We start from the raw sequence: 17,217 nt of genomic DNA, 5'->3' as shown, positions 1-17,217 counted from the left end.
GGGCTCAGACTTTGAACACCAGCCGGCGCAGGTTGTGATGCATGCGCTTGAGCGACTCGTCGGTTTTGTCGCCAACGACGTGGAGCAGGCCGGGCCGATCCAGTCCTTGAAGATCCAGCATCCGTTGCAGGGACCCGTCTTGCGCGGGAAGCAGGGTGAACTCCAGGCCCCGCAATACCCGGTCCACCGCGGGGTGCGGCGTGGCGGCGATGACCGAGTGCAGGGAACTTCCCAGTGTTTCCAGCAGGGAGCTTATGCCCAGGAGCATCAGCGAGCGGCCGATGCCCATGCCGCGAAAGCCGTTGGCGACGATCACCAGGTCCAGCCGCGCATTGTAAACCACTCGTTGTTGCGCGTCGTGGCGGGGAAAATGAATGAGAGAGATACAGCCCAACGGATCGTTTTTGTAAACGAGGACCAGTACCTTATGGTTGTTTTCCAATGCGGTCGTACTGGAGTCCAAAAGGCTCACCAGTCCCGGCTCCAGAAAGCGGAAGCGCTTGAAGGTGACCATGTCGCCCTCCAGCACCTGCATGTGGGGGTAGGGAGCAATGCGGCTTCCCACCGGTTGGCCAGTTCCTGGACTTGTGATTCCGTCTCGCACGGTTCACCGTTTCTCAAGTTATGGGCTTGTTTCCAGTATAAAGGCTGGATGTGGTTTGCCAACCAGGGTAATCCGATATCCGCGCAGATTGGATTTAAGAGTGCAAATAATAATCAGTTTTCAACCTGCACCTGGTCGAGAATTTTGAGAATGCCTTCCATATCGTAGGTTTGGACGTACGATTTCAGGTGGATGGCCAGCTCGCGGCTGTCGCCTTCCAGGTCTTCGAGGTATTTTTTGAGCTGGGTGATGTTGTAGAACTCTGCCGCGTCCCGCAGGCCTTTGAGCAGTTCCTGTGGCACCACGAAGTGGGAGTAGTCGTCCGGAGTTTCGGGAGGGGGTGCGGGCTTTTCCACCTGCCGGTATTCGAATTTCACCTCCAGGAGCTTTTGCAGGGAATTGAATACCTCCTGCGTGCGGAACGGTTTCAGGATGATGTCGTGGCAACCCAGTTGCAGGAACCGCTCGATTTCGTGTTCCAGGGCGGAGGCGGTGATGACCACGATCTTAAAGCGGTCGTTGCCGAATTCGCGGATGATTTCCTGAATGGCGCGGGTGCCGTCCATTTTGGGCATGCGAATGTCCATGAATATGATGTCGGGCAGGTGCTCGCGCGTCCTTTCCACTGCTTCCAACCCGTCTTCCGCCTCGATGGTCTGGATGCCGATGCTTTTCAGAAACCGGCACAGCACCTCGCGGTTTTCCTCGACGTCGTCGGCGACCAGAGCGGTGATGTGCTGGCCTTCTTCCAACCGCGACACGAACTGAAACGCATCGTCCGCCGGCTCCACTTCTTTCAACGGCGGCGGCAGTTTGATGGTGAATTGGAAGCGGGTCCCCCGCCCGATTTCCGATTCCACCTTCAAATCAGACCCCAGCAGGATCACCTGCTTGCGCGCGATGGCCAGCCCCAGGCCGGTCCCGCCCGACTTGATGCCCTGGGCTCCCTGCCGGAACGGGTCGAAGATGGAATGCAAATCTTCCGGGCGGATGCCCTGGCCGGTGTCGGTGACTTCAAAGCGATAGTGGTGGTTGCTTTCGGGAGTGACGGAAATGATGATCTTGCCCTGGTCGGTGAATTTGACCGCATTGCTGATGAGGTTGATGAGCACCTGCTTCAACTTGGCTTCATCCCCATACACCACGGCCTTTCCCTCCGGAAGCGGGGTGACTTCCAGTTCCAGCCCCTTCTGTTCGCTTCGCAGTTTGAACATGGCGAGGAGATGGTCGAGAAGCATGTCCAGGCTGAAGGGAGCCGGTTGCAGTTCCATGCGGCCTGCTTCGATTTTTGAGATATCGAGAATATCGCTGATGAGAGCCAGCAGGTTGTTGCCGCTCGAGATGATGGTCTCCACAGCCTTGCGTTGTTCCGGGTCGAGGCGCTGGTCGCGTTGAAGGATCTGTGAATAACCCAGGATGGCGTTGAGCGGCGTGCGGATTTCATGGCTCATGTTGGCGATGAAGGTGCTCTTCGCCATGTTGGCCGCTTCCGCCGCCACTTTGGCCTGTTGCAACTGTCCCTCAAACTGTTTGCGTTCGGTGATGTTGGTGCACAGACCACACAGGCCGTAGATTTCGCCGTTCGAATCATGAAGAGGAAACTTGACCGAAAGATACGTGTCGGTGGAGCTGTTCTGGGCCACCAGTTCCTCGGTCTCCACGGACTGGCCGATGCGCAGGACGTCTTCTTCCTTCAGGAAAAATTGATCCAGCACGTTCTGGGGAAAAATTTCCTCGGAGGTTTTGCCGCGCACCTGATCGTTGGTCAACCCGAACAGGTTCACGAACTGGTGGTTGACCAGCAGGAAGCGGCGCTTCAGGTCCTTCATGTACACCACCGGCGTGGCGTAATCGAGCACGTTCTGCAGGCGCTGTTCGCTTTCGCGCAGTGCGTTCTCCGACTTTTCCCGCACCTCGATTTCATGTTGCAGATCGCAGGTACGCTCCTCGACTTTTGCCTCCAGCTCCTCATGCGCCAGGAGAAGGGCCTGGTCGCGTTCCTGAATCTGTTCCAACAGGACATTGAACTGGTTGACGAGGACCCCCAGTTCGTCTTCGCGGTCTTTTTGCGCGCGGATGGAAAAATTCTGTTCCTTGGAAACGCGGTTGATGGTTTCCGCGAGATCGAGAATGGGAGAGGAGACAGTGTGTTGCAGGCGGGATGAAATCAGAAACGATACCAGGAGAGACAGGAAAAACACGATACCCGACACGATGCCGTAATACCGAAGCCGCTCGTCGAGCAGATGGGTGCCCGACTGAAGGTACAGGGTGCCGATGCGGTCCCCGTTTGCGGTGATGGGGTGAAACAGGTTTATATGATCTGCCTCGTGGAGCTCCGCCGGGCTTCCGGGAACCGGTTTGGGAAAGGTTTCCGGCCCCTTTCCCTGCCTGTGGTAATAGGCAAACAAATTGCCCTGTCTGTCGTACAACGCCGCGGCGACAATGCGCGAGTCCGTTTTGAGCGCTTGCAGGAGTTCGTTTCCGGTCTGGGAGTCCTGAAATCGGAGGGATGCGGTGCTGTGCGCGCCTATGATCTGTGCCAGCCCGGTCAACTCACGGGTCTGTGTGTTGCGGAATGTGAGAATATCGTGGATGCTCAGCCCGGTGACCGCCAACAGCAGAGCCACCGTACTGGTCAGCATGATGATGCCGATCAGTTTTTGCCGGAGGGATATCTTTTTCCAGAATTTCATAACCGCCCGTGCCGTTTTCCTTCATGGTGTTCGTCTTCCTTACCATTGTAAAGATAAAATCCGAAAAGCGAAGTTTTTATCGGTCGCGGGCAAAAAGAAAGCCCCACCGGGCAGGTGGGGCTTTCAGTCCTGTTGGAGAGTCTCCAGAAGAAACGACCGGTTGGGTCATTTCAAACCGGAGGCTCCCATTGTACAGTGACTAGACAATGGATCACCTCCTTTCATCCAGGGGGTGGATCATCGCACTCAGGGCTCCCTGGCTCCCATTTGCGCAACCCTTCCCAATCTCGATTGAATCATAAAATTGCAATCAAGAAAATAGAATTTGGCAAGGGTTTGGCGCGGGTGCTTCAGTACCCGCGCAGATGCTGGCGGATCTGCCTCGCCGCCATTTTATACAATTGATGTTCCGAGCCGCCCAGCAAGCCGCCGCTCACCCGCGTGTGCACCTCCCACGCGCCCAGCATGCCCTGCTTTCCCATCAACGCGATTTTAACCACCAGGTGCGCTTCCGCCGAATCGCTCAGCCCGAAGCTGAAAAACCGTCCCAGACGGCTTCCTTCCGCGTAACGGTCGATTTTGAACTTCAACTCCCACCGCGCGTCTGCGGGTTCGATGGCGACGATGTACAGGGAATTGCGGAATTCCTCCTCCAGAGCCAGCTTCAGTTTGAGGCCGGGCCCGGCAAGGGCGTCGTGGCTCTCAGTCAGGTGGTTCAGGAAGACGGTGTTGCGGTGCTCGGTCCAGCGCTTGTGTGTGGTGGACTCGACATGCGTGCACGCCGTCAGCAACAGGATCATCGTCAGTGCAAGCAGAAAAAAACGTTGGGTCATCGGGATAGGCGCTCCAGAATGCGATCGGGAATTGGTGTTAACGGTTTGAACGGGCATTGAGTTTGAGATGAACGTCCGGCGTCAGGTCACGACAGCCATTCCACCACCTTTTCTTCGAAGCCGCTGAACCAGATCTGCAGTTCGATCGGGATCATGCTGTTGAAGTAGGTCAGGTAGCCCGCGGCCAACGCGTAGCCGAGGCCGATCAACAACAGGCCGCTGAACAAATTGGTCGAGTGCAAAAGGAGTGTGCGATTGCCCAACTGCACGTTCCAGCCCTTGCCGCGCAACATGCGCCAGAACCAGCTGTCCTTGCTGAGATGACTGCAAAACGCGGACAGGATGACCAGCGGCATGCCCAGCCCCACCGCGAAAAAGAACAACAGCGTCATGCCCTGCAGGATGGTTTTTTCCGATGCGGCAAGAATCAGGATGCCGGAGAGGATGGGTCCCACGCAAGGCGTCCAACCCATGGCGAACGTCGCGCCGAACAGAAAATAGCCGATGAAGGTGGAGGCCGGTGCGTTTTGAAACGTGGCGCCGGAAAACCCTTTGCCGAAGAGCGTCATCACGCCGAAAATCAAAACCAAAACGCCGCCCCAGGTGGTCAGCGAAAACAGGTAGTCGCGAAGCAGGCTTCCCAGAAAACTCGCCGACGCGCCCATCAGGATGAACAGCGATGCCAGCCCGCAGAAAAACGCGAACGAGTTGAGCGTCATGCGCGTCCGCGTGGTCTGCGCGGTGACGGCGAAGTACGCAGGCAAAATCGGCAGGGTGCATGGAGACAGAAAACTGAACAGCCCGGCCAGCAAGGACAGGATGCTCAACAGAAGAATGTTGGCCTTCGGCAGGGTGGATTCGGGTTGAAAGGGATTGGACGCGCTGGCGGAAAACAGACTGCCGCTGTCGGACGACGTTTCGCCGTTTGTGCCGGACGAGGCGTCGCTACTGTTGCCGAAAGGATTCGAGCCGGACGCGTTGTTGCTCGATGGCGTGTTGGAAAATGCGGCCTGCGTGGTCTCCTTGTAGTGCTTGGGCGCGTGACTACTGGCACAGCGGAATCCCACGTCCGGTCCCATCGAGTCCGGCGGCGTGTACTGCCGGTAACCCGCACGGGCGAACTCTTTTAATACGATGTCATAAAAGCCGCCGGGGAAATGTCCGGTATTGGCCGCCGAATGGCCGCGCAGAACTTTTTGTCCCTGCCCGAATCCGGTCAGTTGTTTGTCGTTGCCTTTGTATCCATTGTAATCGTCCGCCACCCATTCCCACACGTTGCCGACCAGGTCGTGCACACCTTCAGGCGTGGCGCCTTCCGGATGCGAGCCGACCTTGTGCAGTTTCAACCGGGTGCGCGAGTTTTTGGGCAGGTGGGCTTTTTGGGCGTCGAACTCATTTCCCCACGGGTATTCGCGTCCTTCCGTTCCGCGCGCGGCGCGTTCCCATTCCTTCTCCGTGGGCAGACGCTTGCCCGCCCAGCCGCAGAAGTTGGCCGCGTCGTACCAGGAAACCCAGACCACCGGCAGGTCGTCCTCCCCCGCGGGGTAGGTGCCGTTTTCCCAGTATTCCGGCGGCACCGCGCCAAGTGCGTCCACATACTGCTTGTAGCGGCGGTTCGTCACTTCGTAGCGGTCGATGTAATACCCTTTGAGAAAGGGTTTCTGCTGGGGTTGTTCGTCTTTGTACAGGGGCTTGGGCACGCCGACCGCCAGCAGGTCTCCGGTTTTGTCCACCTTGTCGGTGCCGAAGATGAACTGTCCGGCGGGAATGTGCGCCATGTCGCCTTCCAGCGGACGGTCCGGCCGGTCGCCGTCGTGGGCGAAGGCGGGCCAGGCACTGAGGCACAGGATGCAGATCAGATGTGTGATGAATGCACGCACGGTCACGTCCGGTGGTAAGGGAACGGCATCAGGGTACGGAAGCGGAGCTTTTCCGCGGCGTGCCCCTCTGTACGTTCAGCAGGTCCATGAAGTAGGCGATGGTCTCCGGCTTGGACCAGTCTTCCGCTCCGGCCAGCACGCCCAGAATCCTGCCTTCGGGATCGATCAGAAAGGTGGTCGGCAGACTGTGCACGCCATACCGTTTGCTGATTTCCTGGTTGGGGTCGAGCAGGACGGGAAACGTCAGGTCATAGGCCTTCATGAACGGTTCGACCACCCGTTCGCCGAAGGGATCGTTGGAGACGCCGAGCACGGTCAGGTTGGCCGCTTCAAACCGGCGGTGCAGGGCTTCCAGCGAAGGCATTTCTATTTTGCACGGACCGCACCAGGTGGCCCAGAAGTTGAGGAGCAGGTAGCGTCCGCGGTAATCCTGGAGCGAACGCTTGCCGCCGTCCAGGGATTTTAGAGTGAATGGAGGTGCGGGGGTGGTTTCGGTATCCGCCACCGCCGTCGCCGCGAACAGCAATCCCGCCGCCAGCAGAATCGCCAGCCCGAAAAAGAAGTGCCTGAAATGAAAACGACCCGGCTGGCACGGCGGCCGGGTCGAAATTACCTGACGCATACGCAACGAAACGGAATGACCGGGGCAGGGCCCGGTACGTATCTGATTACTCAACCGCCTCTATACAGCGTACCATGGGAATGGCTTTTTTCAAGGCGCGTTCGATGCCCATTTTCAGGGTCATCGTGGAACTGGAACAGGAACTGCATGAACCCACCAGCCGCAGTTTCACGATTCCATCTTCGATGTCCACCAGCTCCACGTTGCCGCCGTCCTGCATGAGTTGTGGCCGCAAGGTGTCGAGAACGGACTCCACTTCATCTTTCATTTCATCAGCCAAGGTTCCGGTTCCTTGTCGTTACAGTTGGGGTCGCGGGGACCCGAAAATCAGTCTTCGTCGCCGACGAGGGCTTTCTTCTTCTCGAGAAGCTCCTCTTCGGTTTCCACGTGTTCCGGATCCTTCGGAATGCAGTCCACCGGGCACACTTCCACGCACTGGGGCTCTTCGTACCAGCCCACGCACTCGGTGCACCGCTCCCAGTCGATGATATAGATTTCGTCGCCTTCGGCTATGGCTTCATTCGGGCATTCGGGTTCACAGACTCCACAGTTGACACAATCCTCGGTGATCATCAAAGCCATGGTGTTACTCCTCCGCCAATGTCAGACAGGCTATTTGTGAATCGGGGGGTCAACCCCGTTTTTCAAACGATTGGGAATCGGAGTTCCATTCGAAGAACGCCTGATCCCGTATTTCCCTATTATACACAGAAATCACCAGGTACCGGGCCTCGGGATAGGTCGGCTGACCGTCGAACAAGGCCATTGCCTTATCTTCCTCGGAGAAGTACGCGTCGTGCTCCGGATGGGAATGATAAAACAACTTGATCGCCAGCTTTTTCTGTTCCGCCTCGCGCAAAATCGCCATCAACTCCTTGGGGTCGATGTAAAAGGCGGTGCGTGCGTCTCGCACAAACGTTTGAGGGTCCTTTTGGTGCAACTGGTTCTGAATGTTGGTGCACCGGAAAAGGATGTCCTCTTTATCCGTATCGGGCTTGCCGATGATGATTCCACAGCACTCGTATGGGTATTCATCGAGCGCATGTTGGCGCGCATCTTCCAGCTTGTCGGCGGCCAGTGAGATCATGATTTACCCCCTATTTTGGTTCCCGAAATCGGGGTTTGTCAATGAATTTCTGGGACGTTGCCGGGGCCCGTCGATAGCCCTCCCGGTTGCTCTAAACCGTGCAGACTCAACCGTTTTCAAACGTGCGAGCGGACCACCAGGTTGTCTTCCACCTTGATCTGGCAGGCCAGCCGCAGGTTGGGATTTATGGTGAGTGATTTTTTGAGGTTGTTCTCTTCCACTTCGTTTCGGGGCGCGACGTTTCCCGACGCGATTTCCACCCGGCAGGACGAACACAGGCCGCGTCCCCGGCAGTTGAGAATCTTGAATATATGCTGGTAGATGCCGATTTTGTTGGCGATCGCGGCTTCCCGCAGATTGGTGCCGGGCTCTACCTGGATGGTGCGGTTCTGTTTTTCAAAATGAACGGTCAGCATGCTTCCACCTGTACGAAATCTCCCAGTTGTCCTTTACCCAAGTACCCGTGAAAGGCACTGCCCACCGTCGTGCAGGCGACGGTCATGTGCACGTACTGGCGTTCGCCGTTGTCGGCTTTCAGCACCCCGACCTGGGTGTACGGGGGGATTTTGCCGCCGCAATTGGCGCATTCCACGGAGTAGGCCTCGCAGATCGAAAGCAGACAGGTCCGGCACACCACGGGGTTGAACACATGCACGTCCTGACCTTCGTATTCGATGGTCGTCGGCAGGCTGTCTACATTCGTGCCGCACTGGAAGCAGGAATGGGTGTCCGAGGAATCCGGGGTCTGGTCAGTCATCAACGATCTCGCTGTTTTTCAGCAGTTTCGAGGCCATTGTATACCAAACGGGGTTCAATTGATGCAAACTTTTCTCAGCTCGCGGAACTGGTCGATGACCTTTCCCGCGCCCTTCACGATGCTGAGCAGAGGGTCCTCCGGCTGGTTGACTTTGAGGCTGGTGGTTTCTTCGAGCAGTTTGTTGAGGCCGCGGATCAAGGCGCCGCCGCCGGTCAGGTACAGGCCGTTGGTGTAGATGTCGCCGGAGAGTTCCGGCGGGGTTTTCTCCAGCGCCCTCAGCACCGCGCCGGTGATGGCCCCCAGCGGTTCCTTCAACGCTTCGCGGATTTCCTCATCATTGACCAGGATGGAGGTCGGCACGCCGGTCTTCACGTTCAGGCCGCGCATCTGCGTGGTCAGCGGTTTCGGTTGGGGGTATGCACTGCCGACGGCGATCTTCACGCGCTCGGCTTCGAAGATACCGACGTTGAGATGATGCTGGATGCGCATGTAGCGTTGGATGGCTTCGTCCATCTCGTCGCCGCCCAGCCGGATGGACTCGCCATACGCGATGGAGGACAGGCAGGTGACGGCAACGTCCGAGGTGCCGCCGCCGATGTCGATCACCATGTTGCCTTCCGGCAGATGCACGGGGATGCCGACGCCGATGGCCGCCGCCATGGGTTCTTCCACCAGGTACACCTCGCGCACGCCGGACAGAAGCGCGGCGTCGATGACGGCTTTCTTTTCCACCTGCGTGATGCAGGTCGGGATGCCCACCACCATGCGCGGTTTCACCAGCCGGTAATGCGTCAGCACCTTTTTGATGAAATACGAAATCATTTTGTTGGTGATCTCGAAGTCGGCGATGACGCCGTCTTTCATCGGGCGGATGGCCTGCAGCTTGGCGTGGGTCCGGCCGTACATGCGCTTGGCTTCCAGGCCCACCGCTTCCACACGCTGAACGCCGACGCCGTTGTTGCTGACGGCGACGATCGACGGCTCGTTGAGCAGGATGCCCTGGTTGCGCACGTACATCAGCGTGTTCGCCGTGCCCAGGTCCATGGCGATGTCCGAGGTGAACAGGTTGACGAGGTGACTCCATAAACTAGGCATGCACGTTGCCTCCGGTGGGGGTGATGCGGGTGAGGGAAGACACCAGCAGTGCGGTCAGGTGATCGCCATCCTCGGGGTAGGCGGAGACGCCGAACTCCAGTTCCGGGCAGTACAGGGTGTCGCCACAGGCAAAGGCGGGGTCGCCCAGCGCCTGCTGGATTTCCGGCTCCAGCGCCAGCGCCTGCTCGCCGGTCACGTTGACCAGAAGCGCGGCCAGCGTGGTCTCCCCCGCCTTGAAAACCAGCTTCGGCTGGGGCAGGACCGCGGCCAGGCGCGTGGCGGCTTCGTTCAATATGGTCTCGCTGGCTTCAAACCCCTGCTTGCGCGCCAGCACATCGAGGTTGGTGAAGTGAACGCTCAGCATGCTGATTGTGCGGTCGGGACTGAAAATTTCGTCTTCCACGCTGACCGCCTGCACGGCGGCGAAATACGGCGTGTGCAGGGACCGCGGCGCCGCAGTGTCTTCTTTTTCCGCCGCACCCAGCGCCGGGGATTGCAGGGCGAAGGTGGTCATCCACAACAGCCGTCCCAGGTCCACCGGTTGCAGGCCACCCACCCTCTGGGTGGCGCACAGCACCACGCCGGTGGGATGGCGCTTGGGGTTCATGGGCACGGCGAGGAGCGACGCAAACGTGCCGACGTTTTCGTTTTTGGCGAACAGGACGAACGGCCGGTTCTTGGTGTCGCCGATCAATACGGGGCTGGCCGACTTTGCCGTCTGCCCGCAGATCCCCGTGCCGAGGTCCAGCGGCAGGTCCTTGAGACCCGCACCCCACCCGCGCGAGGCGGCGAGGCGCCCGTCGCCGTTTTCGTCGAACCACACCACGGCGAGGGCGTCCATCTGCATGATGTTTTTCGGGATGTGCACGAAGCGTTCACTCAACGCCCGCAGGTCCGGCGACTCCGCCAGAAAACGGCACCATTTGAGGAGCGCCGCAAAGTCCGCCGGCTCGCCGGCAAACGAAACCGGTGCGGTTTCCTGCTCCAGGTGCCACAGGACCTGGTTCATGAGCGGCGTCATCATCTTCTGCACCTTGGTGGGCACGTGGTACTGCTCTTTCGAATCGATGTACAGAATCCCTTTCAACGTGTCGTCGTCCACCAGCGGAATCACCCACAGCGATTTCAAATCTTCCTTCCTGCGGTACAGTTCCAGCTTCGGTGCGGTTTCGTGGGAGAAATCCTTCGCCAGCGGTTTCAGATCGAACGCGGAGCGGCCCAGCAGGCCCTGCCCGATCTTGAACGACGCGTCGCTTTTGATCTGCGCGCTGAGTGACTGATGTGCGCGGAGGGTCAGCGTTTCCGCATCCGGCTGAAGGACGAACAACGCTGCCGTGTAGGCATCGGCGAGGTTGCAGATGATGTCCATCAGGTTGTTCAGCGGATTGTCGGTGGCCATGACGCAGGTTTGTTCCCGGCGGCGTCGTGACGCGCCGCCACATGTGATTTGCGGTTCTCTACCCTGCCGGGTACGGGAAACCACAATTTCCAGAGCGATCCACGGGCAGAGAGAGCAGGTTCGGGGAGGTGCCTGCGGCTTCAAGCGGTCCCCGGAGATTGTAATAACCCATTTAAAATAAATATTTTAAAGCCCACCTGCGGGGGTGTCAATTGTTTTGCCAAAACGGCGGGCGCGGCCGCCCGGCGCGCTTCGCCTGCCGGCCATTCAATTACCTTGACAGAATTCGAAGGGGTGAATATACTCCTAGCCTCTTGTACGGATTTTTTGTTATGATTCCGGAACATAGCGTGGGCTGATAGCTCAGCTGGGAGAGCATCGGCCTTACAAGCCGAGGGTCACAGGTTCGAGCCCTGTTCAGCCCACCATTTTTTCTTTGCAATCCGGCATGGTGGCCGGAAAAGGGTGCCGAATTCACCTTCCGCCGCCTTTTTTTTCCGCCACCGGATTGATGTGACATGCAGTACCCGGGGACGAGGCCCGTCCCCCACGACACCAGAGCGGGGTCGTAGTTCAGTTGGTTAGAACGCCGGCCTGTCACGCCGGAGGTCGCGAGTTCGAGTCTCGTCGGCCCCGCCATTTTTCAGTAAGCCGTTGCTACGGCCGCAGGGACCGCCCGATTTTCAGTTGACGAATCGGGCGATTTTTTTTGCCCGCGTTTTGGTGACGGACAGCGGGCTTGCTCCCTTGCCCTTTTCATTCCACCGTCAACGCATTCCCTCGCCCTGCGGTGCGCCCTCACTCGGTTCGCCCAGGCTGTACTTCATCTTCAGCATCTCCAGTCTTTGCTGAATGACGCCCGACTGGGCCAGATTGCGACCCCACCGGCGTCCGGCCTCGGACGATGCCTGCATCATCGTCGGCAACCGTGTCACCCACTTGCGGTAGGCGGGCGTCTGGAACGCGGCGATGAGTTCGCGGATTTCATCGTGCGTGAAATTCTGGTCGTAAATCGGCAGGATCTCTTCCACCAGGCTGTCGAGATCGGCGTCGGTGATGATGGTGTTCAGAAACTCGTCCCAGAACTCCTGCGGGATGTTCTGGTCCTTGTATGCGGTCTTCAGGATGTTCGAGTAGCTTTGGAGCATCAGCGGGCGGAACTGTTTCAAACTCTCGATGGTGCCGGACACTTCCATCAGGGTCTGGATGTCGCGTTTCTTGGCGGGGTCCATTTCCGCCCAGGCGGGCAGGGCGAGCGCCCACCCGGCCAGCAATACCAACCCCACCGTCATCGTTCTTTTGATCGTCTGCCAGGTGTTCATGGCCGCCCCTCCTTCAAAATTGGAAAGAAAACATGAAATCCTTTCCACTATAACCCGACTTTCAAAAATAAAAAGTCAACATTGGCCGGGAAGGGGTGTTCCGGCTTTCAACCCGCCACGGAGGCCAGCGCCGGATAACTGAAAAACAGCAGATGCAGGGTGTTGAGCAGGAGATGGAACAGGATGGAAGCCTCGATGCGCCCGGTCTTGCGCAGAACCCAGCCGTAAAACAGCCCCGCCACCGTGGCCAGCGCGATGTACAGCGGCCCGCCGCCGAAGTGATCGAGCCCGAACAGGACCGACGCGGTGACCCACGCCGCGGTCTCCCCACCGCGCCGGCCGCGCCAGCGCCGGGTGAGTTCACCCTGCACGAAACCGCGAAAGAACGCTTCCTCCGCCACCACGGTGAAGAACAGCATCTTGAACGCCCAGAGTGCGAGCGCCTCCGGCAATTTGACATCGAACCGCACGTAGCCGAGGGCAAGCGAGAGCAACAGGATCACGCCGCAACCGAGCGCAAAGGCGGGAAGCGAACGCGCGAGCATGCGTTGCCAGTCCTGCCGGGTGGCGATCAGCGGCCAGCCGCAGGCGAGCAGGAACAGCCCCACCGATCCCTTATCGAAATTCAGATACAGGCTGTAGGGCAGGGCGTCGGCGGAGAAACGGTGACGGTCGAGGAGCTTTAAATTATCGAAGCCGGGGATTTGATGGTGAAACAGGAGCAATGACAGCACGGCGATGCCGACGGCGAAAAGGGCTTTCCATGCGTCGTCGCGGGCGCGCCGGTAATAGGCCCACGCCAGCCCGCCGAACGCCAGCACCGCCAACACGCCGGGCCACGCGATGCGGTTCGTCATCCATGCCGCTGTCAGCGCCACGGCAAACAACGCGGGCCACAGCTTTCGTGTTTTGCGGTGCCACAGGGACAGCATCGACAACGCGAGCAGGGCATAGGGTAGAATGAGAACGGGAACGGTCATGGACATGGCCTGTCAAGAATACCCCGTTTGGGCGCGAAGAGAATGGGATTTTACGAGGAACACATCCTGCCGCGCGGCATCGACTGGGTGCTGTCGGGCGAGCGGTTTCACGCGGCGCGGAAAAAGACGGTGGCGGGCGCGCAGGGCGTGGTGCTGGAGGTGGGGTTCGGCTCCGGACTCAACCTGCCGTTTTATCTCGATGCGGTGGAAAAATTATATGCGCTCGATCCCTCCCGCGTCGCGCGGAAGTTGGCGGCCAAACGTATCCGTCGCGCGCCGTTTCCCGTGGAGTTCGTCGCTCTAAAAGAAAACGGCGTCATCGATCTGCCCGATCAGTCGGTGGACGCCGTCGTCACCACCTTCACCCTGTGCACCATTGCGGACGCCCCCGCCGCGCTCCAGGAATTCCAGCGCGTGCTCAAGCCCGGCGGCCGGTATCATTTTCTGGAGCACGGGCGTGATCCCGATCCCAACATCGCCCGCTGGCAGGACCGGTGGAACCCCATCCAGAAATGTCTGGCCGGGGGATGCCACGTCAACCGCCCCATCGCCCGGATCATCCAAGACTCCGGGTTTGAACTCCGTGAGTGCGAAAACTTCTACCTGGATGGCCCGAAACTGTTTACCTATTGTTACCTGGGAACGGCAAAAAAGCCTTCCTTATAAAACCCTCGCACCCGCCTCTTGCAATCTCCACACATTCAAACAAAACGCTAACCGGATTCCAACACGGCGGCCGTTTAATGGTACGATATTAAACGATTTTTGGAGGGTCGCATGACCGCAGAAAAGATACTGGTGGTGGAGGACGAGGAAGACATTCAGGAACTGATCCGTTACAACCTCGCACGCGAGGCGTTTCAGGTCACCTGCGTGGACACGGGTGAGAAGGCGCTCAAGCAGGTGGAGAAAGAGGCGCCGGACCTGGTGGTGCTCGACCTCATGCTCCCCGGCATCGACGGCCTCAACGTCTGCCGTTCGATGAAAGCCGACGCCGATCTGCGCGCCATTCCCATCATCATGGTCACCGCCAAGGGCGAGGAAAGCGACGTGGTGACGGGCCTGGAGATGGGCGCGGACGACTACGTCACCAAACCGTTCAGTCCGAAAATTTTTATAAGCCGCGTGCGCGCCGTCCTGCGCCGCCGGGGGGAGACCCCAAAACCGGCCGACCCGAACGGCGTCCTCAAGGTGAAGGACCTCACCATCCACCCCGGCCGTCACGAGGCCAAGGTGAAAGGCAAAAAACTCGACCTCACGTTCACCGAGTTCCGCATCCTGGAAATCCTGGCGTCGCGTCCCGGCTGGGTGTTCACGCGCGGCCAGCTGGTCGATGCCATCCGCGGCGAGGACCACGCCGTCACCGACCGCTCGGTGGATTTCCAGATCGTCGGTCTGCGCAAGAAGCTGGGCGACTGCGCCGACTACATCGAGACGGTGCGCGGGGTGGGGTACCGTTTTCAAGACGACGCATGATCAACAAAACCCTGCATCACCAGATCTACCTTTCCTACCTCCTTCTTACGTTCATCGCACTCGGCGCCATCGGCTGGTACTCCTTAAGCTCCCTGCATGACTTTTTATACGAACGCACGTTCAAAGACCTGGAAGCGCGCGCCAACCTGGTGCGCACGCAGACGCAGGACCTGTTCCAGTCCGGCCAGCACCGGCGCCTGCGCCAACTGGCGGACGAACTTGGCCGCGCGGGCGGCATGCGGGTGACGCTCATCACGAAGAAGGGCAAAGTGATCGCCGACTCGCACCGCGACCCGTCGCTGATGGACAACCACGGCACGCGTCCGGAAGTAATTGAAGCGCTCAAGGGCGGGCACGGTTCGTCGCAGCGCTACAGCCACACGTTGAAAGAAGAACTGATGTACGTCGCCGTGCCGTACCGTCACGACGGCAAGGTGACCGGCGTGGTGCGCACGGCGCTGCCGCTCACGCTCATTCATGAAACGCTGGCGGGCATCACCTACAAGATCGCGCTGGCGGGCCTCGTCATCGCGCTCATCGCCACGCCCATCAGCCTGTTCGTGTCGCGCCGCATCAGCCGTCCTTTGCTCGCGATGAAGGAACACGCTGAGCGGTTCGCCAGCGGCGACCTGCGCTCGCGCATTCACGTGGAAGGGCCGCAGGACATCGACAACCTCGCCGACGCGCTCAACACCATGGCGGCGCAGTTGGACGACCGCATCCGCACCATCACCGCCCAGCGCAACGAGCAGGAAGCGATTCTTGCCAGCATGGTGGAGGGGGTGATCGCCGTGGACAGCGACGAGGCCATCATCAGCATCAATCAATCGGCGGCGCGGTTTCTGGAAGTGCGCGTGGAGGACGCGCAGGGGCGGAGCGTGCCGGAGGTGTTCCGCCATTCGCAGGTTCAGCAGTTCATCCGCAAAGCGCTCAAAAGCCGGGAGCCGGTGGAGAGCGACCTGGTGCTCGACCGGCCGGATGACGAACGGTATTTGCAGGCGGTGGGCACGGTGCTCAAGGATGCAGGCGACGCCACCATCGGCGCGGTCATCGTGCTCAATGACGTCACCCGCCTGCGCCGGCTGGAAAACATGCGGCGCGACTTCGTCGCCAACGTATCGCACGAGTTGCGCACGCCGATCACGTCGATCAAGGGCTTCGTCGAAACCCTGCTCAACGGTGCGCTCAACGAACCGGAAAACGCGGAACGGTTTTTACAGATCGTCGCCAAACAGGCCGACCGCCTGAATGCCATCATCGACGACCTGCTCAGCCTGTCACGCATCGAGCAGGATTCGGAAAAGGAAGGCATTGTCATTCAGGAAACGGGACTGCGCGCGCTATTGGAGACGGCGATTCAGCAGTGCAACGCGCGGGCGCTGGAAAAGAACATCGGCATCGAAATCGACTGCGACCCGGCGCTCAAGGTGGCGCTCAACCCGCCGCTCATGGAACAGGCGGTGGTCAACCTGGTGGACAACGCCATCAAGTACAGCGGCGACAACACCGTGATCCGCGTGATCGCAGCCACGGCGCGCCAGCAGGTGGTGGTGTCGGTGAAAGACCAGGGACGCGGTATTGAGCGCGAACACCTGCCGCGCCTGTTCGAGAGGTTTTACCGCGTGGACAAGGCACGGAGCCGGCAGATGGGTGGCACGGGACTGGGGCTGGCGATCGTCAAGCACATCGCTCAGGCGCACGGCGGCAAGGTAAGCGTGCAAAGTACGGTGGGGCAGGGCAGTGTGTTTCACATCCACCTGCCGATGGGCGATGCCGGCCGCGCAGTGGAGAAAACTTAGCGTGCGTTGCGTACGGCGCGCACACCGCCATGCTGGCACATGGTTAACCGGCGCACGTTGACCAGCCCGCGCGGGAAATACATGGAGCGCGCGCAACAGTCGGTCAGTTTCGTTTCTTCCTTTTCACTGGACCAGTACCAGTAAGCGGCACCCGCCGCAAATTTTTTGTCGAGGCGGAGCGGGTTCTCCGGGTCCTTGTCCCACGCCAGCACGTTTTCCTTGGTGTCGTCGTAAATAGTGGCCAACTCCCGGATAGTGGGCATGCGCCAGTCGGTGTGGCCGCCCGTTTCCAGTTTTTCCACGTAGTTGAACGCATCCTGCCAGTTGACGCAGTGGCCGAGCTCGGCGTAGCTGTCCCTCTGCGTCCACATCAACCCGTTGGCGTCGGTGAGAGTGCCGTCTTCGTTGTCGGTGAATTGGGTTTGCGGCGGCGGCGGAGGGGGAGGCACGTAGGGCGGCGCCTCAAAGGGTTTGTCCTGGATATAGTGGCTGGGATCGGCGGCATGGGCACTTTGGAAAGCCAATGCCGTCACAATCAATCCGGAGTAAAGGAGCACCGCCCACCCGGTTCGAAAAATCCTTCGAGTCCGGGATTTGAAATTTTCGGGTTGCATACAACCCCCCTCTTCAATTTGGTTTCCCCGATTGTATCATGCAGGGAGAAACC

Annotated in this window: 18 protein-coding genes and 2 tRNA genes; 5 read left to right on the top strand and 15 right to left on the bottom strand. The window is 59.4% G+C overall.

Annotated elements, in window-relative coordinates; translation table 11 throughout:
• Positions 1-4: 4 nt before the first annotated feature.
• The 12 genes from J2S31_RS12465 to J2S31_RS12410 form a co-directional block, all read right to left on the bottom strand.
• Positions 5-565 carry a GNAT family N-acetyltransferase gene (locus J2S31_RS12465; protein ID WP_237099419.1) on the bottom strand — a complete coding sequence of 187 codons (561 nt, stop codon included), beginning with the start codon at positions 563-565 and terminating at the stop codon, positions 5-7.
• A 152-nt stretch (positions 566-717) separates the two neighbouring features.
• Entirely contained in the window at positions 718-3,300 is a 2,583-nt protein-coding gene (locus J2S31_RS12460; protein WP_237099418.1) for an ATP-binding protein, read from the bottom strand.
• 350 nt (positions 3,301-3,650) lie between these two features.
• On the bottom strand, positions 3,651-4,133 hold the full coding sequence (locus J2S31_RS12455; RefSeq protein WP_237099417.1) for a hypothetical protein: 483 nt from the start codon (positions 4,131-4,133) through the stop codon (positions 3,651-3,653).
• An 86-nt stretch (positions 4,134-4,219) separates the two neighbouring features.
• On the bottom strand, positions 4,220-6,013 hold the full coding sequence (locus tag J2S31_RS12450) for an SUMF1/EgtB/PvdO family nonheme iron enzyme (RefSeq protein ID WP_237099416.1): 1,794 nt from the start codon (positions 6,011-6,013) through the stop codon (positions 4,220-4,222).
• Positions 6,014-6,041: 28 nt separating this feature from the next.
• On the bottom strand, positions 6,042-6,635 hold the full coding sequence (locus tag J2S31_RS12445) for a peroxiredoxin family protein (RefSeq protein WP_237099415.1): 594 nt from the start codon (positions 6,633-6,635) through the stop codon (positions 6,042-6,044).
• A gap of 46 nt (positions 6,636-6,681) precedes the next feature.
• Positions 6,682-6,903: a NifU family protein gene (locus tag J2S31_RS12440; protein ID WP_005008039.1), complete on the bottom strand. Its 222-nt coding sequence runs from the start codon at positions 6,901-6,903 to the stop codon at positions 6,682-6,684.
• 59 nt (positions 6,904-6,962) lie between these two features.
• A complete protein-coding gene (locus J2S31_RS12435) occupies positions 6,963-7,217 on the bottom strand; it encodes a YfhL family 4Fe-4S dicluster ferredoxin (protein WP_237099414.1) in 255 nt (84 codons plus the stop codon).
• Between the two features lie 49 nt (positions 7,218-7,266).
• Positions 7,267-7,722: a Mov34/MPN/PAD-1 family protein gene (locus tag J2S31_RS12430; protein ID WP_237099413.1), complete on the bottom strand. Its 456-nt coding sequence runs from the start codon at positions 7,720-7,722 to the stop codon at positions 7,267-7,269.
• Positions 7,723-7,838: 116 nt separating this feature from the next.
• Complete coding sequence (locus J2S31_RS12425) at positions 7,839-8,138, bottom strand: 2Fe-2S iron-sulfur cluster-binding protein (protein ID WP_237099412.1); 300 nt, start codon at positions 8,136-8,138, stop codon at positions 7,839-7,841.
• On the bottom strand, positions 8,132-8,479 hold the full coding sequence (locus tag J2S31_RS12420) for a hypothetical protein (RefSeq protein ID WP_237099411.1): 348 nt from the start codon (positions 8,477-8,479) through the stop codon (positions 8,132-8,134). Before J2S31_RS12420 ends, J2S31_RS12425 begins: the two co-directional genes overlap by 7 nt.
• Positions 8,480-8,533: 54 nt before the next feature.
• Positions 8,534-9,574 (bottom strand): rod shape-determining protein, encoded by a 1,041-nt coding sequence (locus tag J2S31_RS12415; protein ID WP_237099410.1) that lies wholly within the window; start codon positions 9,572-9,574, stop codon positions 8,534-8,536.
• Positions 9,567-10,973 carry a diguanylate cyclase domain-containing protein gene (locus J2S31_RS12410; protein WP_237099409.1) on the bottom strand — a complete coding sequence of 469 codons (1,407 nt, stop codon included), beginning with the start codon at positions 10,971-10,973 and terminating at the stop codon, positions 9,567-9,569. Before J2S31_RS12410 ends, J2S31_RS12415 begins: the two co-directional genes overlap by 8 nt.
• Before the next feature lie 352 nt (positions 10,974-11,325).
• Here J2S31_RS12410 and J2S31_RS12405 point away from each other — a divergent pair.
• Positions 11,326-11,401, top strand: a tRNA-Val gene (locus J2S31_RS12405).
• A 134-nt stretch (positions 11,402-11,535) separates the two neighbouring features.
• Positions 11,536-11,612, top strand: a tRNA-Asp gene (locus J2S31_RS12400).
• 128 nt (positions 11,613-11,740) lie between these two features.
• Here the strand turns inward: J2S31_RS12400 and J2S31_RS12395 are convergent.
• Positions 11,741-12,295 carry a DUF2059 domain-containing protein gene (locus tag J2S31_RS12395; RefSeq protein WP_237099408.1) on the bottom strand — a complete coding sequence of 185 codons (555 nt, stop codon included), beginning with the start codon at positions 12,293-12,295 and terminating at the stop codon, positions 11,741-11,743.
• Positions 12,296-12,402: 107 nt separating this feature from the next.
• A complete protein-coding gene (locus tag J2S31_RS12390) occupies positions 12,403-13,275 on the bottom strand; it encodes a CPBP family intramembrane glutamic endopeptidase (protein ID WP_237099407.1) in 873 nt (290 codons plus the stop codon).
• Between the two features lie 27 nt (positions 13,276-13,302).
• On the opposite strand from J2S31_RS12390, the gene J2S31_RS12385 reads away from it, so the two are divergent.
• The 3 genes from J2S31_RS12385 (at position 13,303) to pnpS (ending at position 16,550) form a co-directional block, all read left to right on the top strand.
• Complete coding sequence (locus J2S31_RS12385; protein ID WP_237099406.1) at positions 13,303-13,941, top strand: class I SAM-dependent methyltransferase; 639 nt, start codon at positions 13,303-13,305, stop codon at positions 13,939-13,941.
• Positions 13,942-14,052: 111 nt separating this feature from the next.
• Positions 14,053-14,751, top strand: coding sequence for a response regulator (locus J2S31_RS12380; RefSeq protein ID WP_237099405.1), 699 nt, complete (start codon positions 14,053-14,055; stop codon positions 14,749-14,751).
• On the top strand, positions 14,748-16,550 hold the full coding sequence (gene pnpS, locus J2S31_RS12375; protein WP_237099404.1) for a two-component system histidine kinase PnpS: 1,803 nt from the start codon (positions 14,748-14,750) through the stop codon (positions 16,548-16,550). The genes J2S31_RS12380 and pnpS overlap by 4 nt, the downstream gene beginning before the upstream one ends.
• On the opposite strand, the gene J2S31_RS12370 is transcribed toward pnpS, so the two are convergent.
• Positions 16,547-17,083: an Lcl C-terminal domain-containing protein gene (locus J2S31_RS12370; RefSeq protein ID WP_237099403.1), complete on the bottom strand. Its 537-nt coding sequence runs from the start codon at positions 17,081-17,083 to the stop codon at positions 16,547-16,549. The two genes, pnpS and J2S31_RS12370, sit on opposite strands and share 4 nt — an antisense overlap.
• Between the last annotated feature and the right edge of the window lie 134 nt (positions 17,084-17,217).

The sequence above is a fragment of the Nitrospina gracilis Nb-211 genome, from assembly GCF_021845525.1.
In the GTDB taxonomy this organism is placed as follows: Bacteria; Nitrospinota; Nitrospinia; order Nitrospinales; family Nitrospinaceae; genus Nitrospina; species Nitrospina gracilis_A.
The sequence above is the reverse complement of the archived record's forward strand: the minus strand, read 5'-3'. Positions and strand labels throughout refer to the sequence as shown.